The sequence below is a fragment of the Nocardiopsis dassonvillei genome (genome assembly GCF_964273065.1).
GTDB classification, from domain to species: domain Bacteria; phylum Actinomycetota; class Actinomycetes; order Streptosporangiales; family Streptosporangiaceae; genus Nocardiopsis; species Nocardiopsis dassonvillei_B.
Window position 1 is genome coordinate 170298 of record NZ_OZ186815.1, and the last position, 23582, is coordinate 193879.

Below are 23582 nucleotides of genomic sequence, written 5' to 3' on the forward strand. Positions count from 1 at the left end.
ACCTGCGGAGGGACCGGTCGGCGCCCCCGCGGCCGACCGGTCCCTCCGGGCCCGCCCCGCACCCGGGGCCGCCCTCGGGTCAGACGGCGGCCCAGCCGTTGTCGACCGGCAGGATCGTCCCGTTGACGTTGCTCGCGGCGTCCGAGGCCAGGAACACGATCGCGGCGGCCGGCTCCCGGGCGTCCGCGATCCGGCCGATGTTGCCCGTGTACGCGCCCAGGGCCGTCGGCCCGTCCACGCTGGTCGGGGTGCCGACGGCGATGCCGGTGGCGGTGCCGCCCGGGGCGATCGCGTTCACGCGGATGCCGTGCTCGCGGTACATGATCGCGGTGGACTTCACCAGACCCGCCACACCGTGCTTGGAGACGGTGTACGCGGTCCCCGACGCGCTGCCGCGCAGGGAGGCCTCCGAGGCGGTGAACACGATCGACCCGGAGCCCTGCTCCTTCATGGCCGGCAGGACCGCTCGGGTGAGCAGGAACGGTGCGGTGAGGTTGATCCGGATCAGCCGCTCCCACATCTCGTCGCTGACGTCGGCGGTCGCGGACATGTCGTCCATGATCCCCGCGTTGTTGACCAGCACGTCGACGCCGCCCAGCTCCCCGACCGCGGTGCGGACCACCTCGGCCACGACCTCCGGCGCGCTCAGGTCGCCGACGACGGCCCGGGCGTCGACCCCCGCGGCCCGCGCCTCCTCGGCGGCGGAGACCGCGTTGTCGCCGTCGATGTCGGCCACCAGGACCGAGGCGCCCTCGGCGGCGAAGGCCAGGACGGCGGCGCGGCCGATGCCCGAACCGCCGCCGGTCACGATGACCTTCCTGCCCTTGAGACCCGTTTCCATCGCTGCCCCTTCGTGTGTGCGGAGGCGGCCGGGAGGGCCGCCGATGTCACCTTATGTCTTTTTGTCACTGAGCGACATTTTGTCTGTCTGTGGCATGCTCGACTGGACTGCGCGCAACCGAGGGGAAGAGGACGGTGGGGCGATGGCGACGGCCGCGAAGGGCAGGCCTCCCATGACCGAGCAGCGCAAGCAGGTCATCCGGTTCCAGATCGCCCGCGCGGCCATGGAGCTGTTCACCGAGAAGGGCGTGGCGGGGACCACCGGCGACGACATCGCGGGCGCCCTCGGCATCTCCACCCGCACCCTGTGGCGCTACTTCCCCAACAAGGAGGGGTGCGTCCGGCCGCTGCTCACCAGCGGCCTGGAGATGATGGCCGCCCGCCTGCGCGACTGGCCCGCCGACCTGTCGCTGGTGGACCACCTGGACCGGGCCGGCGCGTTCGCCGAGGGCGGGGAGGCCGTGGAGGAGCCGGTGGCCGCCCTGATCCGCATGACACCGGCGGAGCCCGGGCTCATGGCGGTCTGGCTGGACGTGCACCGGGCGGCCGAGGACGTGTTCGCGCGGATCCTCGCCCAACGCCGGGGGGCCGAGCCCGGCGACTTCTCCGTGCGGGTCCAGGCCGCCGCCCTCAACGCGGCGCTGCGCTCGGCGGCCGAGCAGCAGGCCCTGCGCGGCGGGAGTGCCGGGATGGGCGCCCTGATGCGGGTGGCCCTGGTCGCCCTTGCGGACGGGTTCGGGCCCGCCCGGGCCTGAGGCCGACGCGAGCGGTGCCCGGGCCGGGCGTTTCCCCGTCCCGCCGCCACCCCGCCGCGGGTACGTTGGCCCAATGAGCACCACACCGGAAGACAACACAGGTCAGGAGCCGGAGGGGACCGGGCAGCCGACCTTCGAGCCCGCGGCCGACGTCGCCGAGGCGCCCCGGACCCCTGGGGCCGAGCACACCGGGGAGGAGCACCCCGTCGGGGAGGACGGGGGCGAGGCGGCCGCCGCTCCCGCCCGCCGGGGCGCCTTCTCCGCCGAGACCTTCGCGCTCGTCGGCCTGGCCCTGCTCGTCGTGACCATCCAGTCCGGCCAGCTGGTGGAGCTGCTCACCGGCATGGTCCTGGTCGGCGGCCAGCCGATCGCCGCCGAACAGATCTCCCAGATCCGCACCCAGATCCTCGCGGGCGGCGCGCTGGCGCTGCTCGCGGCCCTCGCGTTCGCCCTGTCGCTGCTGCTGGGGAACGCGGCCAGCCGCCCCTGGGCCAAGTGGGTGGCCACGGCCGGGGTCATCGTCGGGGTGCTCTTCATGCTCGCCGGGGCGGCCGCCTTCCTGCTGATCCCGGAGGCGGCTCCGCCGCAGCCGATGATGCCGCCCTTCTGAGGGGGCGCGCGCGGATCCCGCGGCCCCGGACGGTCCGTGCCGTCCGGGGCCGCGGCGTTCGGGGCGCCCGCTCAGGGGGTGCGGCGCAGCCCGGCCAGGAGGACGTCGACGAACACCGCCCGGTCGTCCGCGCCGGTGAGGCGTACGGCGTACTCGATCCCGCAGACGAGCCGCTCCACCTGGTCCCCGGTGAGGTCGGCGCGCACGGCACCGGCGCGCTGGGCGCGTTCGAGCACTTCGCGCAGCCCCCGGAGGGTCTCGGCCTTGAGCGCGGCGACCTCCGGGCTCGTGTCCTGTGCGGCGAGCAGGACGGCCTGGAGTCCGCCCGACTCCAGGTGCAGGTCCACCACGGCGCGCAGCCCCGTCTCGAAGGCGCGCCCGGGGTCGGGGTCGGCGGCGGCCCGGCGCACGATCCCGTTCAGCCGCTCCAGGGCGTCCCGGGTGAGCTCCTCCACGAGGGCGTGCGCCGTGGCGAAGTGCCGGTAGACGGTGCCCACGCCCACGCCCGCCTCACGGGCCACCTCGTTGAGGCGCAGGTCCTTGGGGTCGGCCCGGCGCGCGGCCGCCAGGATGCGCTCGCGGCTGCGGGCCGCGTCGGCGCGGAGCGGGGTGGAGGTCATGCCACGGGATCCTATCCGGCCCCCGGTGAACGGGCGGGGGTCCGTGGCGCGGGACACATCCCGGCCAGAAAAACGGATAAGTCATCCGCTTCGGTGCTAGGGTCGGTCTCAGCGGATGGGTTATCCGTTTTTCTGGGATGTGAGGAGCAGGCCATGGCGCGCACGCCGCGGAGGACACGCAGGGCACCGGGGGACCAGGTCGCATGGGACCCGGCGGCCCTCCCGGACCAGCGGGGGCGCACCGTGGTCGTGACCGGCGCGACCTCGGGCATCGGCTACTTCGCCGCCGAGCGGCTCGCCGGAGCCGGAGCCCGTGTGGTGCTCGCCGGACGCTCGCCCGAGCGGCTGCGCACCGCCGAGGCGGCGATCCGGTCGCAGGTCCCGGCGGCGGCCGTTGAGCGGGTGGCCATCGACCTCGCCTCGCTGGAATCGGTGGCCCGGGCGGCTGCCGAGCTGTCGGAACTCGACCGGATCGACGGACTGCTCCTCAACGGCGGGTCCATGGCGATGAAGGCGTCCGAGACCACCGGGGACGGCCTGCCCATGCAGCTCGGCACCCACGTCATCGCCAACGTGGCCCTGGTGGCCGGAACGCTGCCCGCACTCGCGCGCACCGGGGAGCGCACCGGCACGCCCGCGCGGATCGTGCACACCTCGACGGGGTTCGTCGACCTGCTCCGCAGGCCCGTCACGGACCCGCTCCGGACCTCCGGGATCGGCGTGGTCGCCTACACCAGGGCCAAGGCCCTCACCGAGGTGTTCGGGACCGAGCTCGACCGGCGGCTGCGCGCCGCGGGCGTGCCCGTGCGCTCCCTGACGGTGCGGCCGGGTGTCGGGGTGGACGCGCGGACACCGCGCCGGCCGGGCGTCCGCGACGAGACGGTCCCGCTCCGCCGCAATCCCTTCACCCCCTGGGCCCAGGGCAAGGACGCCGCCGCGTGGTCCGCGGTACGGGCCCTCACCGACCCGCGGGTCCGGGGCGGCGAGCTCTACGCCCCCGAGAACGGCGTCCGCGGCCTGCCCGTGCGGCTCGAACCGGGGGAGCCGGCCCCGCCGGACCGGGTCGACGGCCTGTGGCGCCGACTCGAGGAGCTGGCCGGGGTCGCGGTGCCCGTCCCCGCGGCGGACCCCGCTCCTTGACCTCGAGTCCGGTTGAGGTCCTACCGTCTCCTGCCAAGGCCCGGGACCAGGTACGGGCCGCGGAACGAGAGGAGTGCCGGCGATGACGACACTCGTGACAGGGGCCACCGGCAACACCGGACGACACGTCGTGGCGGAACTGCTCCGGCGCGGCGAGCACGTGCGGGCGCTGACCCGCGATCCGGTCGCAGCCCGGGGGAGACTCCCGGCCGGCGCCGAGATCGTCGCCGGGACGCACACCGCCCCCGGCGAACTGGGCTCCGCGCTCGCCGGCGCCGACCGGCTGCACATCACGGTGACCGCCGGGCTGGCCGGGGTCGGGCCCGAACTGGTGCGGCGGGCGGTCGACGCGGGCGTGCGCCGCATCACCGTGGTGTGGGGCGGCGGCGTGGGACCGGTCGAACAGGCGGTGGCGGACTCCGGGGTGGAATGGACCCGCCTGGAACCCCAGGAGTTCATGTCCAACACGCTCACCTGGGTCGACCCGATCCGCAAGGACGGGGTCGTGCGCGAACCCTACGACCTCCCCAGCGCCCTGGTCCACGAGGCCGACATCGGCGAGGTGGCCGCGATCGCGCTGCTGGAGGAGGGCCACTCCGGGAAGGCCTACAACCTCACCGGACCCGACGTGCTCACCCCGAGCGAGCGCGTCGCCGCCCTGGCCCGGGTGACCGGCCGCGACATCGCCTTCACCCCGATCACCCACGGGCAGGCGGTCGAGCGGCTGGTCGACACCGGGGTGGCGCGCGAGGACGCCGAGTACGTCATCGGCTGGTACGCCGACTCCACCCCCGAGTCCAGGACCGTCGTCGACACGGTGGAGCGGGTGACCGGCCGCCCCGCGCGCACGTTCGCGCAGTGGGTCGCCGAGCACGCGGACCGCTTCTGAGCGGCCCGACACCGGGACCGGGCCGTCCCGCCGCGGACGGGGCCCGCGGCGGGACGGCCCGGCTCAGAAGGACGCGGCGGCGGCCGCCCCGTCGGCGACGTGCAGGATGGCGTCGGCCCCGGCGAGTGTCGCCCCGTCCAGCGGCAGGTGGTCCCGCGCCGGGACCCGGTCGGCCCGGACGCGGGCGGAGGCGTCGGTGACGGCGTCCACCAGCCCCCAGGCTCCGACCCGGCCGTCCAGAAAGGCCTCGTGGGTGCCCGGTTCCGGGTGGCCCAGCCGCAGTGCGTCGCTGCGGCCCAGGCTTCCGGCGACGAAGGAGTAGCGCCCGCCCGTCAGCTCCGAGAGGACGGCGCCCGTGCCGGACCGGGCGGGGCCCGCGCCCTCCGGATCCCGGCGGCCCGGGTTCTTCCGGAGGCGGCGGTTGTGCGCGTACACCAGCGTCGGGCCGCGGCGGCGCTCGGCCTCCCGGATGTCCAGCAGGTGCCGGACCGTGGCCGCGTCCGACCCGGCGCCGCTCCGGCGCCCGTCGCCGACGGGCCCCGCGGTGCCGAAGCCGTGCAGGGCCAGCCGCTCCCCGGGCGGGCGGCCGCGGTTGTACTCCCGCATCCAGACGACCAGCTGCCGGTCGGCGCCCGGTTCGCCGGGGCCGCGGGGGAAGCCCTCCCGCATCACGGCGTCCAGGGCCGCGGGCACCGTTCCGCGCACGAACCCGTCGAGGGTCCGGGCGGCGTCGCGGTCGGTCTCCAGGGCGATCGAGCGGAAGCCGTGCCCGGCCAGCCGGGCGAACAGCTCGTTGCGGACCAGGGGGAAGGCGGGCTCCCCGGACACGGGCTCGCCCAGGGCGAGCAGCTCGCAGGCGGGGGTGGCGAGGTCGGTGATGTCCAGACTCATGCGTCTCAAGCGTATCTCTGAAAGAGCAGTTGAAACTTTTCCGGACACTGATGAGCGCGTGTGCTGTAAAGTCTCAAAGCGGTGATGGACTCTTGAGACCAGCGGACCTCGCACGGGAACACGGCATCTCCACCCAGGCGGTGCGCAACTACGAACGGGACGGCTGCCTGCCCGCCGCCGAGCGCACCCCCAGCGGGTACCGGGTGTACACGGAGGTGCACGCGGCGGCGCTGCGCGCCTACATCTCCCTCATCGCGGCCCACGGGCACGCGCCCGCCGGGCGGATCATGCGCGCGGTGCACCGGGGGAGGCTCGACGAGGCTCTGGCGGTCGTCGACGAGGGGCACCGGCAGTCGCTCCGCGACCGGGCCACCCTCGACGCGGTCCGGGAGGCGGTCGACCACCTCATGGGGCGGGGCCACGCGGTGCCCGAGCGCCCGGACGGCGGTGCGGCCCGCACCATCGGCGGGCTCGCCCGGCGCCTGGGGGTGACTCCGGCGACCCTGCGCAACTGGGAGGAGGCGGGGATCCTCGCGCCCGCGCGGGAACCGGCCACCGGCTACCGGGTGTTCCGCGCCGACGACGTCCGCGACGCGGAACTCGCGCACCTGCTCCGGCGCGGGGGGTACCCGCTGGAGCACATCGCCGAGGTCGTGCGCCAGGTCCGGGCGGCGGGGGACACCGAGGCGCTCGCCGGTGCTCTGGAGGACTGGCGGAACAGGCTCACGGCGCGCGGGGTGGCGATGCTCGGGGCCGCGGCCCATCTCGGCCGCTACCTGGAGCTGAACGGCCTGGCGGGGCGGTGAGCCGGGCCGGGGCGGTGCCCGGCCGCCGGCGGAGGCGGTCGGCCTGATCCCGCGCTCCACCCGGTCGGTGGGCACGGTGTCGCACGCCGGATCCGTCCCGCCCCGGGAGAGGTGGAGGAGGCGGCGGACGCCCGGGGGCCGTACGGCCGGGGGCGGCCGACGGTGAGGCGCCGGACCCGGGCGGGCCGGTTCCACCGCCGCGGGTGCCGGGCGGGCTCCGAGAGGATCGAAAAGTGAGGTCTATGCCACGTGGGCTCGCACTTTGGCCCGAGAGTGAAGTACTGCACACTGATGGGCACACCTTTTTCGCGCTGCCCGCTCCGGCGCCCGCTCGAAAGGCATCCCCCATGATGACGCGAACCACCTGTGCCGCCACGGCCGCGGCCGTGCTGCTGCTCACCGGGTGCGGATCCGGATCCGACGAGTCCGCACACCGCGCCGCGGCCGCCGCGGCCCTCGGCAGGGAATCGCTCACCGACAGCACCTGGACGGAGATCCTGGATTCCGCCCGGCAGACCTGTGAGGAAGAGGAGGGCGTGTTCGCCCTGACGACCACGATGAGCGTCAGCGCCGACGGAGGACTCGCCCTGCGCAGGGTGAACGTCGAGCACGTGTGCCCCGAGAGGCTGGAGGAGCTGGACCGGCTCGTCTCCGGCCTCTCCGACTGAGAGGACGGCGGAGACCCACAAGGACTCCCCGCGACCATCACGGCGCCCCGGGGCACCCCCGGGGCGCCGCCCTGCTCCCGGGCGGGAAAAGGGGGTGCCCCGCCGGACCCGGATCGCCAGACTGGGCCGATGCACATGCACACCGACCAGCTCACGGTCACCGCGGAGACCGCCGCGCGGCTCATCGCCGACCGCTTCCCGCACTGGGCCGGGCTGCCCCTCACCCCCGTCCTCCCCGGAGGAACGGTCAACGCGGTGTTCCACCTGGGAGACCGCCTCATCGCCCGGTTCCCCCTGCTGCCGACGGACCCCGGCGACGCGCTCCTCGCCCTGGAGGAAGAGGCCGGAGCGGCGCGCGAACTCCTCGGACGCACCCGCTTCGCCACCCCCGAACCCCTCGCCGTCGGCGAGCCGGGGGAGGGCTACCCCATGCCGTGGAGCGTGCAGACCCGGGTCCCCGGCACGCCCGCGGACCGGCTCGACCCCGGGAACGGGACGGGCTTCGCCCTGGACCTGGCCGAGTTCGTGCGCGGGGTGCGCTCGATCGGCACCCGGGGCCGGGTGTTCTCCGGGCCGGGCCGCGGCGGCCGCATCGCCGACCACGACGCCTGGGTCCGCACCTGCCTGGAACGCTCCGAGGGCATGCTGGACGTGCCCCGTCTGCGGCGGCTCTGGGAGGAACGCCTGCGCGACCTGCCCCGGGGCGGCGTCCCCGACACCATGGCCCACGGCGACCTGATGCCCGGCAACCTCCTGGTCCGGGACGGGCGCCTGACCGGTGTCGTGGACGTGGGCGGTCTGGGGCCGGCCGACCCCGCACTGGACCTGATCTGCGCCTGGAACGTCCTCGAGGAGCGCCCGCGCCACGCGTTCAGGGAGGCCCTGGGCGTCGACGACGAGGAGTGGGACCGCGGCCGGGCCTGGGCGTTCGAGCAGGCACTCGGCCTGGTCCGGTACTACCGCGAGAGCAACCCGCCGATGAGCCGCACAGGTCGCCGCACCCTGCGCCGGATCCTCGACGCCGGGGACTGAGCTCGGGCCCCGCCGCCCCGACCCCCGCGTTCGCGCGGGGGTTCTTTGTTCTTCAACGGGAAACAAGGTGTAGAAGTGGACCTGGATCGCCGAAGAACGCAAAGGGGATATCCGTGAACGAATGGCGCAAGAGCACCTACAGCAACTGCGAGGGCAACTGTGTGGAGGTCCGGGCGCGCCACCGGGGCACCGACGTCCGGGACACCCGCCACCGCGAGGCCGGACACCTGTCCTTCGACCGGGCGGAGTGGGCGGCGCTCCTGCGGTCCGTGAGCCGTTGACCCGGCTCGGCGGCGGGGCCCGCCGAGCCCGGCCCGCCGGCCCCGCGCCGTCGACGGCTCCCGTCCGGCGGGGGCCGCGCCCGCGTCCGGGCCCCGTGCGAGGAGGAGACCCGTTGCCCGAACACCCCGCGCCGCGGACGGCGTCCGTCGTCGCCGCGGTCGCCCTGGGAGGCGGACTGGGCGCGCTCGCCCGCCATGCCGCCACCCTCGCCCCGACCGCCCCGGGCGCCTTCCCCTGGGCGGTCCTGGCCGTGAACACCCTCGGCTGCGCGCTCATCGGCGTCCTCATGGTCGCCGTCACCGAGGTCCGGGAGGCGCACCCCCTGGTCCGCCCCTTCCTGGGCGTCGGGGTGCTCGGCGGCTTCACCACCTTCTCCGCCTACGCCGCCGACGTGCATGCCCTGCTCGGCGCGGGCCGGGTGGCGGCGGGCTGCCTGTACCTGGCCGCAACGGCGGCCGCCGCGCTGGCCGCGACAGCGGCGGGGACCGCCCTCGCCCGGCGGGTGCTCTCCCGGGGGGCCCGCCCGTGAGCTGGCTGCTGGTGTTCCTCGGCGGCGCGCTCGGCGCCGCCGCCCGCCACCTCATCGGCCGGGCCGCCGGGGCCCGCGCCACGACGCCCTTCCCGTGGGGGACCCTGGCGGTCAACGTCCTGGGCAGCGCGGTCCTGGGCGTGCTCACCGGCCTGGCCACCCGCGGCGGCGTCCCCGAGGCGGTCCGGCTCACCCTGGGGGTCGGCTTCTGCGGCGCCCTGACCACCTACTCCACCTTCTCCTACGAGACGCTGATGCTCGCCGAGGCGGGCCGCCGCCGCACCGCCGCAGTGAACGTGCTGGCCGGCCTCGCCGCCGGGATCGGGGCGCTGGCCGGGGCGGCCGCGCTGGCCGGGGGGTGACCGGCGCGCCCGCCCGCGACCGCTACAGGGCGCCGGTGCGGGCGTCCTGCCACAGGTCCAGTCCGCCGTCGACCGCGTGCTCGTCGATCTCCGCCAGCTCCTGCGCCGTGAACTCCAGGTTCCCCAGCGCCCCCGCGTTCTCCTCCAGCTGCGCCACCGACGACGCCCCGATCACCAGCGACGTCATCCGCGGGTCCCGCAGCGCCCACGCCAGCGCCAACTGCGCCAGAGTCTGCCCGCGCCGGGACGCGATGCCGTCGAGCGCCCGCAGGTGGCCCAGGGTCTCCTCCGACAGCCACCCGGTGTCGAACGACTTGCCCTGCGTGGCCCGCGACCCCTCCGGCACGCCCTTCAGGTACCGGTCGGTGAGCAGCCCCTGGGCGAGCGCGGTGAACCCGATGACCCCCACGCCCAGCTCCCCGACGGTGTCGAGCAGGCCCTCGGTCTCGATCCACCGGTTGAGCATCGAGTACGACGGCTGGTGGATGAGCAGCGGCGTCCCCAGGTCGCGCAGGATCTCGTACGCCCGCCGGGTGCGCTCGGCGTCGTAGGAGGAGATGCCCGCGTACAGCGCCTTGCCCTGCCGGACCGCCGTGTCCAGCGCCCCCATGGTCTCCTCCAGGGGGGTGGAGGCGTCCAGCCGGTGCGAGTAGAAGATGTCGACGTAGTCGAGCCCCATCCGCTTCAGCGATTGGTCGAGCGAGGCCAGGACGTACTTGCGCGAGCCGCCGCCCTGCCCGTAGGGCCCCGGCCACATGTCCCAGCCGGCCTTGGTGGAGATCACCATCTCGTCCCGGTAGGGGGCGAAGTCCTCGCGCATGAGGCGGCCGAAGTTGGTCTCGGCGGCCCCGTAGGGAGGCCCGTAGTTGTTGGCCAGGTCGTGGTGGGTGATGCCCAGGTCGAACGCGCGGCGGGCGATGGCACGCTGCGTCTCGAAGGGCCGGTCGTCGCCGAAGTTGTGCCAGTAGCCCAGGGACAGCACCGGGAGGTTCAGTCCGGAGCGGCCGGTGCGCCGGTAGAGCATGCTCCCGTCGTAGCGTTCGGGTGCGGCGACGTAGGTCATCGTGAGGGCTTCCTCGTGTGGCTGGTGTGACTGCTGATACGGATGGTCGTCGTGGACGACCGGTCCCACTCTGCTCCCATCCGTGTCCTGTTGTCCAACAGGCGTCGAAGTCCGGTGGGGGAGCGGGCCTCAGTCCGGCGCGACCGCCTCCGCGAACCCCAGCTCCGTCAGCGCCGCGCGCAGCCGCCGCGCCGCGTCCTCCAGGGCGCCCTGGTCCTGTTCGACCTCCACGTCCGTGACGTCCAGGTCCTGGAGCCGCCACAGCGGGGACACGTGGATGTGCAGGTGGGGGACCTCCAGTCCGGCGATGAGGAAGCCGGCGCGCGGAGAGCCGAACGCCCTGCGGACCCCCTGCCCGATGCACTGGGCCACCCGGGTGCAGTGCGCCAGCAGATCCGGGTCGGCGGTGGTCCAGTCGTCGACCTCGGCCCGGGGGACGACCAGGGTGTGCCCCGGGTTGAGCGGGGCGATGGTCAGGAACGCCACCGCCACGGGGTCCTCCCAGACGAAACGGCCCGGTAGCTCGCGGTCGATGATGCGGGTGAACAGGGTGGGCATGGTCGCCTTTCCGGAGAGCGGTGCGGAGCGCTGCGAGGGGTGCGGACCCCCGCATGACACGCTCTCACGTCCGGCCCGGAACCGGGAGGGCCCGGCCCGCCGCCCCGCGGCCCGGGCCCGGACCTCAGCGGCGGTCCCCGGCCGAGGCCGCCAGGGCCTCGTCGGTCCCCTGGAGTTCGTCGACCAGGCGGGCCGACTCCACCAGGAGCGCTCCATAGGGCAGCCAGGGGTCGTCCAGCGCGGGGCCGCCGCGCTCGCGGCGGGTCTCCTCCAGGGTCCGCTCCAGGCGCCCGGCCCGCTCCACCTCTCCGTGGAAGCGCTCGACCGGAGGTTTCCAGCCGGGCTCGTCCGTGCCCTCCCACTCCTCCAGGACACCCCACGCGTCGGCCGCCGCCAGGAGGAGCTCCCCGCACCGCGTCACCACGGCGGGCGCGGTCTCGTCGCCCTCCCGCCGACCGCGCTCCAGGCTCCGGGCGATGGAGGCGGTCCGGTGCACGGTGCGCTCCAGGGCGTCGATGAGCCGGTCGTGCTCGCGTACCGGGACACGGCGCCGGTGCAGCAGCCACCGGGGGTTGTAGAAGGTGCTCTCCCGTGCCGTCCCGGTCGCCTGGCGGGCCTGGCGGGCCTGGCGCAGCAGACGCTCGGTGCGCTCCCCCCACTCCCGGGCGGTGTCGCTGTCCGGCAGGCCCCCGCACAGGGAGTTCCCCATGTCCTCGCACAGGCGGCGCAGGTCCCCCGCCAGGGCGGCGACGGCACCGGCGGCGCCGCGCAGGCGCAGCGGCGGCAGCAGCAGGAGGTTGACCGCCACCCCGATCACGGACCCGGTCAGGACCACCCCGAGGATCTCCGCCCCCTGGACGAGCAGTTCCCGCACCCCGTTCAGGGACACGAAGACGGAGAACGCGAAGAACGCCGCCGTGGCGACCTGGGTCCCCTGGTCGCCCAGGCGGCGCCAGCGCCCCAGGGCCAGGGCGAGCAGGGCCGCGGCGGCGAAGACCGCCGGACCCGTGCCGGCCAGCACCACCAGCCCCGTGACCAGGGTGATGCCCAGCAGTACCGCCGCCACCATGCGCAGCGACCGCAGCAGGGAGCGGTAGAGGGTCACCTCCACCATCATCAGGGCCGCGAACGGGGCGAACGCCGGTGTGGCCGCTCCCATGACTCCGTGGGCGACCACCCACGCCAGGGTGGCGGCCAGCGCCGCCTTGAGGACCAGGACCGCGGTCTCCCGCTCCCGCCCCCACACGTCCAGGGCCCGGCGCGACCAGCGCCGGGCCCCGGCCGCGAGGGACGCGGATTCCCAGGTGTCGTGGGTCACCGCCCCTCCTCAGCCTCGGGTGTCATCCGTGCCGTCCGGCTCCTCCCCGTCGAACCGCTCCACCCGCTCCCTCAGCTTCTCCAGGGTGGCGGACAGCAGCCGGGAGACGTGCATCTGCGAGCAGCCGATCTCCTCGGCGATCTGCGCCTGGGTGAGGTCCTCGAAGAACCTCAGCCGCAGGAGGACGCGCTCGCGCTCGTCGAGGCAGCACATCGCCGGGCGCAGGGACTCGCGCTCCAGCACCAGGTCGTAGGAGCCGTCGTCGTGGCCGATCCGCTCCTCCAGGGTGGAGCCGCCCTCCTCGTCCTTGTGCTCGGGCAGGTCCAGGGACAGGGCGCTGTAGGCCTCCGAGGCCTGGAGCAGCTCGTCGATCTCCTTACGGGGCAGGTTCATCTCCCGGGCCAGCTCGTCCGGCCGGGGCTCGCGGGCGTGCCGCTGCTGGAACTCCAGGCTCACCCGGTGCAGGCGCCCCCGGTGCTCCTGGTGGCGGCGGGGCACCCGGACCGCCCAGGTGTGGTCGCGGAAGTGCCTCTTGATCTCACCTGTGACCGTGGGCAGCAGGTAGGAGATGAACTTCTTCCCACGGCAGGGGTCGTAGCCCCGGACGGCCTTGACCAGGCCCAGGTGCGCCGTCTGGCGCAGGTCCTCGTAGGGTTCGCCGCGGCCGCTGTAGTGGCGGGCGATCCGGTACAGCAGGGGGCGGTACATCTCCAGGACCTGTTCCTGGAGGCGTTCCGCGTCGGGCGTGCCCTCGGGCAGGCCCTTGAGGCTTTCCAGGAGCTCCTCCGCCGAGCGCCCCTCGGCGTCCCTCTCGGCGGTGGGTCCGGTGGTGGGGGACGTTTCGGTCATGGCTGCGGGCATGTTTCCTCCACGTCAACGGGAGTGAATGCGTGACACGGTCCGCGGCTGGGTCGAATCCCCGCTTGCGCTCACGCGTCCTCGTCATGTGCGGGCCCTCGTCCGCTTCCCCTCCCTCTGCCTGCGGCATCGGAGCGGACCGGCGGCCCCGGTCACCCGAAGCCCAGACCATGGCTTCGAAGAGTGACCTCGCGCATCTACCTGCCCACTGAGCGCGGGACTAACATCCCGATACGCGGTTTTCGGGAAAGTTGACCGGTGCGTGGAGCCGCGAGGGTCCGGCGGAGGACCCGGCCGGGGCCGCGTCGAGCAGGCCCCGACAGGCGGAGAGGACCTCCTCCGGCTCCACCAGGGCCAGCCCGGGGTCCAGCTCCCGGCCGTGCGGGTCGCCGCGGCGCCCCGACCACAGGCAGGTGTGCAGGTGCTCGTCCCGGCGCGGCCCCCACAGGGCGGGGGGGACGGGGCCGAACAGCCGCACCGAGGGGGTGGCGTACGCGGTCGCCAGGTGCGCGACACCCGTGTCGCCGCACACCAGGAGGCGGGCGTGCGCGACCAGCCCGGCCAGCAGGCTCAGGGACGTGCGGCCGGCCAGGACGGACGACTGGGGCAGTCCCGCCGCGTCGGCCACCCGTTCGGCCAGGGCGACCTCCTGCCGCGAGCCGGTGACGACCACGTGCAGGCCCAGGCCGGCCAGCCGGGCCGCGACGAGCGCGAACCGCTCGGGCGGCCACCGCCGGGCGGGGGAGGAGGCCCCCGGGTGGACGACCGCGGTGGGACGCCCGTTCCCGTACGGCGCCTCCGGAACCGGCCACAGCAGGTCGCGGGGGTCGGCGGGCAGGCCGTGCCAGGTCGTCAGGCCGGCCCACACGTCGGCGTCGTGCAGCCCCTCCGGCCAGGGCGGCCCCGGCCACTGGGGTGCGTCCGGGTGCTCGTAGGTCCACAGCCTCCGGGGCGCCAGCGCGTCCAGGGCCGCGGTGCTCTGCGGGCCCCGGCCGTGGAGGTTGACGGCGAGGTCGGGGCATACGGGCGGGCGCGGTTCGGGTACGTGCAGGGCCTCGGTGGGCAGGACCTCCCAGCGCAGCCCCGCCAGGCGGAGCAGGTGGCGGTACCACGGCGGGCCCGCCAGCACACGGCGCCACTCGGGCAGGGCGCCCTCCAGGGCCCGCAGCGCGGGCACGGCGGTGACGAAGTCGCCCAGGCCCAGGGAGCGGCTCACCAGGACCGTGCGGCGGGCGCCGGTGGACGACCTCCCGTCCGGTCCCCCGTGACCGGACGGGAGGCGCCTCGCGTAGGAGCGGTGTCTCACCGGTTGGGCTCCGCGGAGCTGACGTCGGCCAGGGCCGAGTCCTGGTCGACCACCTTGGCCAGGTCCCCCATGGTCACGACGCCCACGACCCGGTCGCCGTCCACCACCGGAAGCCGGCGCACGGCCCCCTCGCGCATGGTGTTCACGGCGTCGCGGATGTCGCTCTGCGGGGGCACCGTCGCCACATCGGAGCTGCAGATCTCCCCGGCGGTGTGCTGGGCCGGGTCGCCCCCCTCGGCCACGCACCGCACGACCACGTCCCGGTCGGTGACGATGCCCACCAGGTGCTCGTCCTCGGCCACCAGGACGTCACCGAGGTCGGAGTCGCGCATGATCCGCGCGACCTCCTGCAGGGACGTGTCGGGCGCCACGGTGCGCACCTGTGTGGTCATCACGTCGGAAATGCTGTTCGCCGCCATCGTCGGCACCTTTCTTCTGATCCGTGACTGCCGGATACATCCCGCCACTAGCCCCGGGAGCAGGCGGTAAACACGCGGCCGCGGGTCGGCGGCCGATGTTTAACCGCCGTTTCCACAGGTAGTCGCTTGGTTGCGCCGAGCATCGGCTCGCGCGCTCCACTAGCGGGAGGGGGCTGGACCCATGCGCGTCCTCGGTGTCAACGCGGTCTTCCACGATCCGGCCGCGGCCCTGGTCGTCGACGGCCGCACGGTGGCGGCCGCCGAGGAGGAACGCTTCTCACGGCGCAAGCACGGGAAGGAGGCGGTCCCCTTCTCCACCTGGGAACTGCCGGTGCGCGCCATGCACTGGTGCCTGGAGCAGGGCGGCCTGGAGCCCCGGGACCTGGACGCCGTGACCTACTCGTACCACCCCGACCTGGCCGATCCCGACGGCCCGGGGCAGGACGAGCGGTGGGAGCACCTGCGCCTCTTCTACGTCGAGCGGGCACCGCACTTCCTCGCGACGGCGCTGCCGGGCCTGGACCGCCGGCGGGTCGTGCACGTCCCGCACCACATCGCCCACGCCGCCTCCGCCGTGTTCGCCGCACCCCCCTTCGAGGGAGGGCGGGACTCGGTGGTCTTCGCCGCCGACGGGCGGGGCGAGTCGACCTCGCACCTGGTGGGGGCCTACCGCGGCGGGGAGTTCGACGTCCTGTCCCGCCAGCCGCTGCCCGACTCGCTGGGGCTGGTCTACGAGGAGCTCACCGAGCACGTGGGGTTCCACCGCTCCAGCGACGAGTACAAGGTGATGGCCCTGGCCTCCTACGGCCGGCCCACGATGCTCGACGCGGTGCGCGAGCACCTGCACCACGAGAAGGAGGGCCGGGTCCGCGCCCGGGACGTGCCCTGGCACTCCCTGGCCCCGCCCTGCCGCCCCGGAGCCGAACCCGGACCCGAGCACGCCGACCTGGCCGCGAGCGTCCAGGAGGCGATGGAGGAGGCGATCCTGGGCGTACTGGGCTGGGCCTACGAGCAGACCCGGCTGCCGCGCCTGACGATGGCGGGCGGAGTGGCGCTCAACTGCGTGGCCAACAGCCGGGTCTTCCGCGAGGGGCCCTTCGACGACGTGTGGGTGCAGCCCGCCGCCGGTGACGCGGGGACCGCCCTGGGGGGCGCCCTGTACGTCGCCGCCAAGGCGGGGGACGACCCCCTGCCGATGCCCGGGGCCGACCTCGGGCGCTCCTGGGACGAGGACGAGCTCGCGGCCCTGCTCCGCGACGCCGAGGTCGCCGTCGAGCGCCCCGATGACCTGCCCGCCGCCGTGGCCGACGCGCTGGCCGACAACGCCCTGGTGGCGTGGTTCCAGGGCCGCTCGGAGTACGGGCCCCGCGCCCTGGGGCACCGCTCCCTGCTGGCCGATCCCGCCGACCCCGCCAACCTCGACCGCCTCAACCGGGTCAAGGGGCGGGAGTCGTTCCGGCCGGTGGCCCCGATGGTGAAGGAGGAGCGGGCTCCGGAGATCTTCTTCGGCGGGCCCCTGCCCAGCCCGTACATGCTCTTCGTCCACGAGGTGGCGCAGGAGTGGCGCGAGCGCATCCCCGCGGTGGTGCACGTGGACGGTACCGCCCGCGTGCAGACCGTCTCCTCCGAGGACGACCCGCTCACCGCGCGCCTGCTGACGGAGTTCGAGCGCCGGACCGGGCTGCCGGTGCTGGTCAACACCAGCCTCAACACGGCCGGGCGGCCGATGGTGGACTCCCCGCGCGACGCGCTGGAGTGCTTCGGGTCCGCACCCGTGGACGTCCTGGCGATCGGCCCGTTCCTGGTCCGCCGCCACCGGGGGGGCGTGCTGTGACGGCGCGCGCGGAGTACTCGGTGGTCGTCCCCACGGTGGGCCGGGCGAGCCTGGCCCGGACCCTGCGTCCCCTCGTGGACGCCCCGCGCGGGACGGCCCCCCGCGAGATCGTGGTGGTCGACGACCGGCCCGGCCGGGACGCCGCCGCGCTGGACCTGCCCGACCACCCCGGCCTGCGCGTGCTCGGCGGCGGCGGCCGCGGGCCCGCCGCCGCCCGCCAGGCGGGCTGGCACTCCTGCCGCACGCCCTGGGTCGCCTTCCTCGACGACGACGTCGCGCCTCCCGCCGACTGGACGGAGCGCCTGTGCGCCGACCTCGCTGACCTGCCCCCGGACGTGGGAGGAGTGCAGGGCCGGATCACCGTCCCCCCGCCGCCGGGGCGCGAGCCCACCGACGCCGAGCGGTCCACCCTGGCGCTGGCGGGGGCCCGGTGGATCACCGCCGACATGGCCTACCGCAGGTCCGTCCTGGAGGAGGTCGGCGGCTTCGACCTCCGGTTCCGGCGCGCCTACCGCGAGGACACCGATCTGGCCCTGCGCGTGCTGGACGCGGGCCACCGCCTGGTGGTCGGCGAGCGCGTGTGCGTCCACCCCCTCCGGGAGGGCGGGGGCCGCCTGCGCAGCCTGCGGGACCAGCGCGGCAACGCCGACGACGCACTCATGGACCGCCTGCACGGGAAGGGGTGGCGCGACCGGGTCGGCGAACCGCGGGGCCGCCTGCGGTGGCACGCGGCGACCACCGCCGTCCTGGCCGGAGCGGCGGGGGCCGCCCTGGCCGGGCGCGCGCTCCCCGCCGGGGCCCTGGCCCTGTGGTGGGCCGCCCGCACCGCCGCCTTCACCCTCGACCGGGTGCGGCCCGGGCCGCGGACCCCAGCCGAGGTCGCCGACATGGCGGTGACCAGCGCGCTCATCCCGCCCGCCGCCTGCCTGCACCGGCTTCGGGGGGAGGTCCTGCACCGGGGCGCCCGCCGGCGCACCGCCCTGCGGGCGGTGCTGTTCGACCGGGACGGCACCCTCGTCGAGGACGTCCCCTACAACGGCGACCCCGAACGCGTGCGTCCGCGCACCGGCGCCGCCCGGGCGGTGGCCCTGGCCTCCCGCGCCGGGCTGGCCGTGGCCGTGGTGAGCAACCAGTCCGGGATCGCCCGGGGCCTGCTGTCCGAGGAGGAGGTCCGGGCGGTCAACGACCGGGTGGACTCCCTCCTGGGCGGCTTCGACGCCTGGTGCGTCTGCCCGCACGGCGAGGACGACGGCTGTGGCTGCCGCAAGCCCGCCCCCGGCCTGGTGCACGAGGCGGCGCGCCGGCTGGGGGTGCTGCCCCAGGAGTGCGCCGTGGTCGGCGACATCGGATCCGACGTGGAGGCGGCCCGGGCCGCCGGAGCCCGCGGCGTCCTGGTCCCCACCGCCGCGACCCGGGAGGAGGAGCGCCGCACCGCCCCCGAGACCGCCGCCGACCCCCTCGCCGCCGTCGTGCGGCTGCTGGGGAGGACCGCGTGAGCGCCGGGACCGTGCTGGTGGCCCGTCCCGACGGCATGGGCGACGTCCTGCTGTCCGGCCCGGCCGTGCGCGCCGTCGCCCGCCACGCGGACCGGGTCGTCTACCTCGCCGGTCCGCGCGGGGCCGGGGCCGCCCGGATGCTGCCCGGCGTGGACCGGGTCGTCGTCTGCACGGTGCCGTGGATCGTCGCCGACCCGCCGCCGGTCGACCCCGCCCGGATGCGCCGCCTGGTCCGCCTGCTCGCCGGGATCGGCATCGACCGCGCCGTCCTGCCCGCCTCCTTCCACCAGTCGCCGCTGCCGCTGGCCCTGGTGCTGCGCATGGCGGGGGTGCCGTGGATCGGCGGCACCAGCGTGGACTACCCGGGCAGCCTGCTCGACGTCCGGCACCGCCCCACGGAGGGCCTGCCCGAGTCCGAGCAGATGCTGTCCCTGGCCCGGGCCTGCGGGATGGAGCCCGCCGCGGACGACGACGGGCTGCCCGCGGTCCGCGGCCCCCTGCCCGACACCCGGGAGCTCACCGGACCGGACGGGTACACGGTGGTCCACACCGGCTCCGACGCCCCCGCCCGGGCGATCCCCCCGGCCAAGGCCGTCGAGATCGTCGGGGCGCTCCGGGACCGCGGGGACCGGGTGGTCGTCACCGGTCCGGCCGGGGAACCGCACAGCGCCCCCGGGGTGCTCCGCGCTCCGGGCGTGGTGGACCTGACCGGGCGCACGAGCCTGCCCGAACTCGCCGGGGTCCTGTCCCGGGCCGCCGCGGCGGTCTGCGGGAACACCGGCCCCGCCCACCTGGCCGCCGCCGTGCGCACGCCCGTGGTCTCCCTGTTCGCCCCCGTGGTGCCCGCCGCCGTCTGGGCGCCCCGCGGCTCCCGCGTGCGGGTGCTGGGCGACCAGCACGCCCGCTGTGCGGGCAGCAGGGCCCGGGTGTGCCCCGTCCCGGGCCACCCCTGCCTGACCTCCGTCTCCCCGGAAACCGTGATGGCCGCCGTCGACGAGATACAGGAGGCGCGATGACCGCGACCGACAGGGGGGAACAGCCCTCCACCGACCGGGGGGAACAGCCCTCCCGGCGGGACGCAGGGGAGCGGGCGCCCGGGCGCCGCATCCTGCTCTGGCACGTCCACGGCTCGTGGACCACCGCCTTCGTCCAGGGGGCGCACACCTTCCTGCTGCCGGTGACCCCGGACCGGGGACCGGACGGCAGGGGCCGGGCCAGCACCTGGGACTGGCCCGACCGGGCCCGCGAGGTCCCCTGGGACCTGGTGGGCGAGAGCGGACCGGACCTGGTCGTCCTCCAGCGCCCGCACGAGATCGAGCTCGCCGAGCGGCTGCTGGGACGGGCCCCGGGCAGGGAGGTGCCCGCCGTGTACGTGGAGCACAACACCCCGCGCGGCGACGTCCCCCTGACCCGCCACCCGCTCGCCGACCGCGGCGACATCCCGGTCGTGCACGTCACCGGGTTCAACGCCCTCATGTGGGACTGCGGCCGGGCACCCGTCCGCGTGGTGGAGCACGGCGTCCCCGACCCCGGACACCGCAGGGTCGCCGACGTCCCCCGCGCCGGGGTCGTCATCAACGAACCGCTGCGCCGGTGGCGGTTCACCGGCACCGACCTGCTCCCCGGCCTGGCCGAAGAGGTCCCCGTCGACCTGTTCGGCATGGGTGTGGAGGGCGTGCCCGGGCACCTGGGCACGCCGCCCGGCCGCATACGGACCCGGGAGGACCTGCCCCAGGCGCTCATGCACGACGAACTGGCCCGCACCAGCGTCTACGTGCACACGTCGAGGTGGACCTCGCTGGGCCTCTCCCTCATCGAGGCCATGATGCTCGGCCTGCCCGTGGTCGCGCTCGGCGCGACCGAGGCGTACGAGGCGCTGCCGGACGGGGCGGGGACCGTCACGACCGACCCCCGCTTCCTGGCGGAGGCCGCGAGGGCGTTCGTCGACGACCCCGGACTGGCCCGACGGGTCGGCGCGCAGGCCCGTCGGGCCGCGCTGCGCCGCTACGGACTCACCAGGTTCCTGGAGGACTGGGACCGTGTGATCGAGGAGGTGACGGGATGAGGATCGCCATGGTCTCCGAGCACGCCAGCCCGTTGGCGGCGATCGGAGGAGAGGACGCCGGGGGACAGAACGTGCACGTGGCCGAACTGGCCATGGCCCTGGCGGAGCGGGGTCACGAGGTGGTCGTCCACACCCGGCGCACCGACGTCCACCGTCCGGAGACCGTGTCGGTCGCGCCGGGGGTCCGCGTCGAACACGTACGGGCGGGACCGGAGTACCCGGTGCCCAAGGACGAACTGCTCCCCTTCATGGGGGAGTTCGCCCGCCGCCTGCGCGCCTCCTGGCGGACCGAGCGGCCGGACGTGGTCCACGCCCACTTCTGGATGAGCGGGCAGGCCTCCCTGGAGGCGGCGGACCGGCTCGGCCTGCCGGTCGTGTCGACCTTCCACGCGCTGGGCGTGGTCAAGGCCCGCCACCAGGGCGCGGCCGACACGAGCCCCGTGGAGAGGATCCCGGCCGAGCGGGCGGTCGCCCACGGCAGCGACCTGGTCATCGCCACATCCACCGAGGAACGGCGGGAACTCCTGTCCTGGGGCGTCGCACCGGGGAGGGTGGCGGTGGCGCCCTGCGGGGTGGACACCGAGAGGTTCGCCCCACAGGGCCCCGCCGTCGCGCGGGGGGAGCGGCTCCGCCTGCTCAGCCTCTGCAGGCTCGTCCCCCGCAAGGGGGTGGACACCGCGGTCCGGGCCCTGCGCCGGGTGCCGGGGGCCGAGCTCCTCGTCGCCGGCGGCCCCCCGGCCGGACTGGTGCAGGACGACCCCGAGGTGCGGCGGCTGCGCGCGATCGCCGACCGGGCCGGGGTCGGCGAGCGGGTGCGCTTCATCGGGTCGGTGGACCGGTCCGAGGTGCCCGCGCTGCTGCGCTCGGCCGACATCGCGGTGAACCTGCCCTGGTACGAACCGTTCGGCATGTCCACGGTCGAGGCCATGGCCTGCGGCGTCCCCGTGGTCGCCTCCCGGGTCGGGGGCCACCTCGACACGGTACTCCACGGTGAGACGGGGCTGCTGGTGCCCGACCGGGACCCCCGGCGGGCCGCGGACGCGCTCACCCGGCTGGCGGCGGACCGGCGGGCGCGGGAGATGTTCGGCGCCGCGGCGGCCGAACGCGCCCGGCGGCTCTACTCCTGGGCCGAGGTGGCCCGGCGCAGTGAGGAGTGCTACCGCGCCGTCCTGGGTGCGTCCCCGGTCCCGCGCCCCCGGACGGCACGGCCGGAGCCGATCGCCGCCGCCCGCCACGGAGAGGGGGAGTGATGCACGGACACCTGGAATCACTGGGAGCGGCCCTGGCGCTGACCGACGCCGAACGCGTCGAGGAATGGGGGCTCCGCGCGGCCCCGGCGCTCACCGCCGGGCGGCGGCTGTTCTGCTGCGGCAACGGGGGGAGCGCCGCCGAGGCCCAGCACCTCACGGCCGAGCTGACGGGGCGCTTCGAGGGGGAGCGCGAACCGCTGTCCGCGATCGCCCTGCACGCCGACACCTCCAGTCTCACGGCCATCGCCAACGACTACGGATACCGCCAGGTGTACGCGCGGCAGCTGCGCGCCCACGCCCGGCCCGGCGACCTCCTGGTCTGCCTGTCCACCAGCGGGTCCAGCGAGAACGTCCTGGCCGCGGCCGAGGCCGCCCGGGAGATCGGGGTCCTGTGCTGGTCGCTGACCGGCCCGGGGCCCACCGTCCTGGAGTCGCTCAGCGACGACACCGTGGCGGTTCCGGCCCCGGACACCTCCACGGTCCAGGAGGTGCACCTGGCGCTGGTGCACGTGTTCTGCTCCGGCGTCGAACGGGGCCTGGCCGAGGACCGGGCGTCCGTGCCCGCGCCCCGCGAGAGGAGGGCGTCATGAGCTCGAAGGGAGCGATCACGGTCATCGGGGACGCCCTGCTCGACATCGACCTGTGCGGGTCCTCCCACCGGAACTGCCCCGACGCCCCGGGGGCACCGGTGGTGGAGGACACCGCCGCCCGCCACCGACCCGGCGGCGCGGCCCTGGCGGCCCACCGCGCCGCGGCCGACGGGCGGGCCGTCACCCTGGTCACGGGTGTCGGGCGCGACGGCGCGGCCGAGACCCTCGCCGGGATCCTGGGGGCCGGGGTCCGCCTGGTCGGGCTCCCCACGGCCGCCGGCACGCCCACCAAGACCCGGATCATGGCCGACGGCCGCACCGTCGCCAGAGTGGACGGCGGGGCCGGGCGGGTGGACGGCCCCGTGGACCGGGACACGGTCGAGGAGGCGCTGGCCGGAGCCGACGCCGTCCTGGTGTCCGACTACGGCCGGGGGCTGACCTCGCGCCCCGAGGTCCGGGACCTGCTGGCCGCCCACGCGGAGCGGCGGCCGCTGGTGTGGGACCCGCATCCGCGCGGGGCCCCGCCCGTGCGCGGCGCATGGCTGGTCACCCCCAACGCGGCCGAGGCCGGCGTGGGCGACCCCGCCGCGGCCCTGGAGCGGGCCGCGCACCTGGCCCGCGTCTGGGACGCCCGGCAGGTGGCCGTCACCCTGGGCGGGAGGGGGGCCGTCCGGGCGGACCGGGCGGGCGAGGGGGAGCGGATCCCCGCCGTACCCGCCGACGGGGACACCTGCGGCGCCGGGGACGCCTTCGCGGCCGCCTGCGCGGCGTCCCTGGCCGACGGGCTGGGCCCCGCCGCCTGCGTCCGGGCCGGGGTGGCCGCGGCGTCGGAGTTCGTGGCCCGGGGCGGGGCCGGGACGTGCTCCCGCGACGGCGGACCGGAGAGCGTGGGGTCGGACGCGTTCACCGGGGGCGGGGCGGACCTCCCCCGCCGCGACGGCGAGCGCCTGGTGGCCACCGGGGGCTGCTTCGACCTCCTGCACGCGGGACACGTCGAACTCCTCCGCTACGCACGCCGCCTCGGCGACCGGCTCGTGGTCCTGCTCAACGGCGACGCATCCGTCCGTGCCCTCAAGGGGGAGGGCCGGCCCGTCGTGGGGGAGGCCGACCGGGCCCGGCTGCTGGCGGCGCTGGACTGCGTGGACGCCGTGCGGATCTTCGACGAGCCCACCCCGGTGCAGGCGCTGGCGCGGCTGCGGCCCGACGTCTGGGTCAAGGGCGGCGACTACGAGGCGGACCGGCTGCCGGAGACCCCGGTGGTCCGCTCCTGGGGCGGGGAGGTCCTCACGGTGCCGCTCATCCCGGGCCGGTCCACCACCGGGCTCATCACCCGTATCCGCGGCCGCGAGGCCGTGTCCTGAACCGCGCCCCGCCGGGGCGTGCGGGAGAGACAGAGACGCG

Annotated in this window: 26 protein-coding genes; 17 read left to right on the forward strand and 9 right to left on the reverse strand. The window is 75.7% G+C overall.

From position 1 onward, the window contains the following. Positions 1–79: 79 nt before the first annotated feature. Positions 80–841, reverse strand: a complete 762-nt coding sequence (locus tag ACSUPR_RS00815) for an SDR family NAD(P)-dependent oxidoreductase (protein WP_436888616.1) — start codon at positions 839–841, stop codon at positions 80–82. Positions 842–983: 142 nt separating this feature from the next. Between ACSUPR_RS00815 and ACSUPR_RS00820 the strand changes: the two genes are divergently transcribed. Both ACSUPR_RS00820 and ACSUPR_RS00825 read left to right on the forward strand, forming a co-directional pair. After that, positions 984–1595 carry a TetR/AcrR family transcriptional regulator gene (locus tag ACSUPR_RS00820; protein ID WP_436888618.1) on the forward strand — a complete coding sequence of 204 codons (612 nt, stop codon included), beginning with the start codon at positions 984–986 and terminating at the stop codon, positions 1593–1595. Between the two features lie 73 nt (positions 1596–1668). Next, entirely contained in the window at positions 1669–2205 is a 537-nt protein-coding gene (locus ACSUPR_RS00825) for a hypothetical protein (protein WP_436888620.1), read from the forward strand. 71 nt (positions 2206–2276) lie between these two features. Here ACSUPR_RS00825 and ACSUPR_RS00830 read toward each other — a convergent pair whose 3' ends face one another. Then, positions 2277–2825 carry a TetR/AcrR family transcriptional regulator gene (locus ACSUPR_RS00830; protein ID WP_436888621.1) on the reverse strand — a complete coding sequence of 183 codons (549 nt, stop codon included), beginning with the start codon at positions 2823–2825 and terminating at the stop codon, positions 2277–2279. A gap of 153 nt (positions 2826–2978) precedes the next feature. On the opposite strand from ACSUPR_RS00830, the gene ACSUPR_RS00835 reads away from it, so the two are divergent. Together ACSUPR_RS00835 and ACSUPR_RS00840 are read left to right on the forward strand one after the other, a co-directional pair. Further along, positions 2979–3965 (forward strand): SDR family NAD(P)-dependent oxidoreductase, encoded by a 987-nt coding sequence (locus tag ACSUPR_RS00835; protein ID WP_436888623.1) that lies wholly within the window; start codon positions 2979–2981, stop codon positions 3963–3965. An 82-nt stretch (positions 3966–4047) separates the two neighbouring features. Next, entirely contained in the window at positions 4048–4854 is an 807-nt protein-coding gene (locus ACSUPR_RS00840) for an NmrA family NAD(P)-binding protein (protein ID WP_436888625.1), read from the forward strand. Between the two features lie 63 nt (positions 4855–4917). Here ACSUPR_RS00840 and ACSUPR_RS00845 read toward each other — a convergent pair whose 3' ends face one another. Next, complete coding sequence (locus ACSUPR_RS00845; protein ID WP_436888626.1) at positions 4918–5745, reverse strand: erythromycin esterase family protein; 828 nt, start codon at positions 5743–5745, stop codon at positions 4918–4920. A gap of 92 nt (positions 5746–5837) precedes the next feature. Here ACSUPR_RS00845 and ACSUPR_RS00850 point away from each other — a divergent pair, with 92 nt between their 5' ends. From ACSUPR_RS00850 to crcB, 6 genes are all read left to right on the forward strand, one after another. Then, positions 5838–6551 (forward strand): TioE family transcriptional regulator, encoded by a 714-nt coding sequence (locus ACSUPR_RS00850; RefSeq protein ID WP_436888628.1) that lies wholly within the window; start codon positions 5838–5840, stop codon positions 6549–6551. Between the two features lie 347 nt (positions 6552–6898). Beyond that, a complete protein-coding gene (locus ACSUPR_RS00855) occupies positions 6899–7219 on the forward strand; it encodes a hypothetical protein (RefSeq protein ID WP_436888630.1) in 321 nt (106 codons plus the stop codon). Between the two features lie 129 nt (positions 7220–7348). Then, complete coding sequence (locus ACSUPR_RS00860; RefSeq protein WP_436888632.1) at positions 7349–8251, forward strand: aminoglycoside phosphotransferase family protein; 903 nt, start codon at positions 7349–7351, stop codon at positions 8249–8251. Positions 8252–8364: 113 nt separating this feature from the next. Then, positions 8365–8532, forward strand: a complete 168-nt coding sequence (locus ACSUPR_RS00865; protein ID WP_436888633.1) for a DUF397 domain-containing protein — start codon at positions 8365–8367, stop codon at positions 8530–8532. Between the two features lie 113 nt (positions 8533–8645). Continuing rightward, entirely contained in the window at positions 8646–9062 is a 417-nt protein-coding gene (locus ACSUPR_RS00870) for a fluoride efflux transporter FluC (RefSeq protein ID WP_436888635.1), read from the forward strand. Further along, entirely contained in the window at positions 9059–9424 is a 366-nt protein-coding gene (gene crcB / locus ACSUPR_RS00875; protein WP_436888637.1) for a fluoride efflux transporter CrcB, read from the forward strand. Before ACSUPR_RS00870 ends, crcB begins: the two co-directional genes overlap by 4 nt. A 22-nt stretch (positions 9425–9446) precedes the next feature. On the opposite strand, the gene mgrA is transcribed toward crcB, so the two are convergent. From mgrA to ACSUPR_RS00905, 6 genes are all read right to left on the reverse strand, one after another. Beyond that, entirely contained in the window at positions 9447–10487 is a 1041-nt protein-coding gene (gene mgrA, locus ACSUPR_RS00880) for an L-glyceraldehyde 3-phosphate reductase (RefSeq protein ID WP_436888639.1), read from the reverse strand. Positions 10488–10616: 129 nt separating this feature from the next. Continuing rightward, positions 10617–11045, reverse strand: a complete 429-nt coding sequence (locus tag ACSUPR_RS00885) for an HIT family protein (protein ID WP_436888640.1) — start codon at positions 11043–11045, stop codon at positions 10617–10619. 124 nt (positions 11046–11169) lie between these two features. Further along, entirely contained in the window at positions 11170–12363 is a 1194-nt protein-coding gene (locus ACSUPR_RS00890) for an aromatic acid exporter family protein (protein WP_436888642.1), read from the reverse strand. Between the two features lie 9 nt (positions 12364–12372). Beyond that, on the reverse strand, positions 12373–13212 hold the full coding sequence (locus ACSUPR_RS00895; protein WP_436888644.1) for a SigB/SigF/SigG family RNA polymerase sigma factor: 840 nt from the start codon (positions 13210–13212) through the stop codon (positions 12373–12375). Between the two features lie 229 nt (positions 13213–13441). Beyond that, entirely contained in the window at positions 13442–14440 is a 999-nt protein-coding gene (locus ACSUPR_RS00900) for a glycosyltransferase family 9 protein (RefSeq protein ID WP_436892187.1), read from the reverse strand. Positions 14441–14523: 83 nt separating this feature from the next. Continuing rightward, on the reverse strand, positions 14524–14919 hold the full coding sequence (locus ACSUPR_RS00905; protein WP_436892188.1) for a CBS domain-containing protein: 396 nt from the start codon (positions 14917–14919) through the stop codon (positions 14524–14526). Between the two features lie 208 nt (positions 14920–15127). Between ACSUPR_RS00905 and ACSUPR_RS00910 the strand changes: the two genes are divergently transcribed. The 7 genes from ACSUPR_RS00910 to ACSUPR_RS00940 are packed head-to-tail and all read left to right on the forward strand — an operon-like array spanning position 15128 to position 23542. Next, entirely contained in the window at positions 15128–16780 is a 1653-nt protein-coding gene (locus ACSUPR_RS00910; RefSeq protein ID WP_436888646.1) for a carbamoyltransferase family protein, read from the forward strand. Beyond that, positions 16777–18276, forward strand: a complete 1500-nt coding sequence (locus ACSUPR_RS00915; RefSeq protein ID WP_436888648.1) for an HAD-IIIA family hydrolase — start codon at positions 16777–16779, stop codon at positions 18274–18276. Before ACSUPR_RS00910 ends, ACSUPR_RS00915 begins: the two co-directional genes overlap by 4 nt. Next, entirely contained in the window at positions 18273–19292 is a 1020-nt protein-coding gene (locus ACSUPR_RS00920; protein WP_436888649.1) for a glycosyltransferase family 9 protein, read from the forward strand. Before ACSUPR_RS00915 ends, ACSUPR_RS00920 begins: the two co-directional genes overlap by 4 nt. Continuing rightward, positions 19289–20341 (forward strand): glycosyltransferase, encoded by a 1053-nt coding sequence (locus ACSUPR_RS00925; protein WP_436888651.1) that lies wholly within the window; start codon positions 19289–19291, stop codon positions 20339–20341. The genes ACSUPR_RS00920 and ACSUPR_RS00925 overlap by 4 nt, the downstream gene beginning before the upstream one ends. Next, entirely contained in the window at positions 20338–21591 is a 1254-nt protein-coding gene (locus tag ACSUPR_RS00930; RefSeq protein ID WP_436888653.1) for a glycosyltransferase, read from the forward strand. The genes ACSUPR_RS00925 and ACSUPR_RS00930 overlap by 4 nt, the downstream gene beginning before the upstream one ends. Further along, positions 21591–22181: a D-sedoheptulose-7-phosphate isomerase gene (locus ACSUPR_RS00935; protein ID WP_436888655.1), complete on the forward strand. Its 591-nt coding sequence runs from the start codon at positions 21591–21593 to the stop codon at positions 22179–22181. The genes ACSUPR_RS00930 and ACSUPR_RS00935 overlap by 1 nt, the downstream gene beginning before the upstream one ends. Next, positions 22178–23542, forward strand: coding sequence for a PfkB family carbohydrate kinase (locus ACSUPR_RS00940; protein WP_436888657.1), 1365 nt, complete (start codon positions 22178–22180; stop codon positions 23540–23542). The genes ACSUPR_RS00935 and ACSUPR_RS00940 overlap by 4 nt, the downstream gene beginning before the upstream one ends. Positions 23543–23582 lie beyond the last annotated feature (40 nt).

Excerpts from the sequence above, each read along its gene's own strand:
- ACSUPR_RS00815 (WP_436888616.1), bottom strand. The coding sequence starts at position 841 with ATGGAAACGGGTCTCAAGGGCAGGAAGGTCATCGTGACCGGCGGCGGT.
- ACSUPR_RS00820 (WP_436888618.1), top strand. The coding sequence starts at position 984 with ATGGCGACGGCCGCGAAGGGCAGGCCTCCCATGACCGAGCAGCGCAAG.
- ACSUPR_RS00825 (WP_436888620.1), top strand. The coding sequence starts at position 1,669 with ATGAGCACCACACCGGAAGACAACACAGGTCAGGAGCCGGAGGGGACC.
- ACSUPR_RS00830 (WP_436888621.1), bottom strand. The coding sequence starts at position 2,825 with ATGACCTCCACCCCGCTCCGCGCCGACGCGGCCCGCAGCCGCGAGCGC.
- ACSUPR_RS00835 (WP_436888623.1), top strand. The coding sequence starts at position 2,979 with ATGGCGCGCACGCCGCGGAGGACACGCAGGGCACCGGGGGACCAGGTC.
- ACSUPR_RS00840 (WP_436888625.1), top strand. The coding sequence starts at position 4,048 with ATGACGACACTCGTGACAGGGGCCACCGGCAACACCGGACGACACGTC.
- ACSUPR_RS00845 (WP_436888626.1), bottom strand. The coding sequence starts at position 5,745 with ATGAGTCTGGACATCACCGACCTCGCCACCCCCGCCTGCGAGCTGCTC.
- ACSUPR_RS00855 (WP_436888630.1), top strand. The coding sequence starts at position 6,899 with ATGATGACGCGAACCACCTGTGCCGCCACGGCCGCGGCCGTGCTGCTG.
- ACSUPR_RS00860 (WP_436888632.1), top strand. The coding sequence starts at position 7,349 with ATGCACATGCACACCGACCAGCTCACGGTCACCGCGGAGACCGCCGCG.
- mgrA (WP_436888639.1), bottom strand. The coding sequence starts at position 10,487 with ATGACCTACGTCGCCGCACCCGAACGCTACGACGGGAGCATGCTCTAC.
- ACSUPR_RS00885 (WP_436888640.1), bottom strand. The coding sequence starts at position 11,045 with ATGCCCACCCTGTTCACCCGCATCATCGACCGCGAGCTACCGGGCCGT.
- ACSUPR_RS00895 (WP_436888644.1), bottom strand. The coding sequence starts at position 13,212 with ATGACCGAAACGTCCCCCACCACCGGACCCACCGCCGAGAGGGACGCC.
- ACSUPR_RS00905 (WP_436892188.1), bottom strand. The coding sequence starts at position 14,919 with ATGACCACACAGGTGCGCACCGTGGCGCCCGACACGTCCCTGCAGGAG.
- ACSUPR_RS00910 (WP_436888646.1), top strand. The coding sequence starts at position 15,128 with ATGCGCGTCCTCGGTGTCAACGCGGTCTTCCACGATCCGGCCGCGGCC.
- ACSUPR_RS00925 (WP_436888651.1), top strand. The coding sequence starts at position 19,289 with ATGACCGCGACCGACAGGGGGGAACAGCCCTCCACCGACCGGGGGGAA.
- ACSUPR_RS00930 (WP_436888653.1), top strand. The coding sequence starts at position 20,338 with ATGAGGATCGCCATGGTCTCCGAGCACGCCAGCCCGTTGGCGGCGATC.
- ACSUPR_RS00935 (WP_436888655.1), top strand. The coding sequence starts at position 21,591 with ATGCACGGACACCTGGAATCACTGGGAGCGGCCCTGGCGCTGACCGAC.
- ACSUPR_RS00940 (WP_436888657.1), top strand. The coding sequence starts at position 22,178 with ATGAGCTCGAAGGGAGCGATCACGGTCATCGGGGACGCCCTGCTCGAC.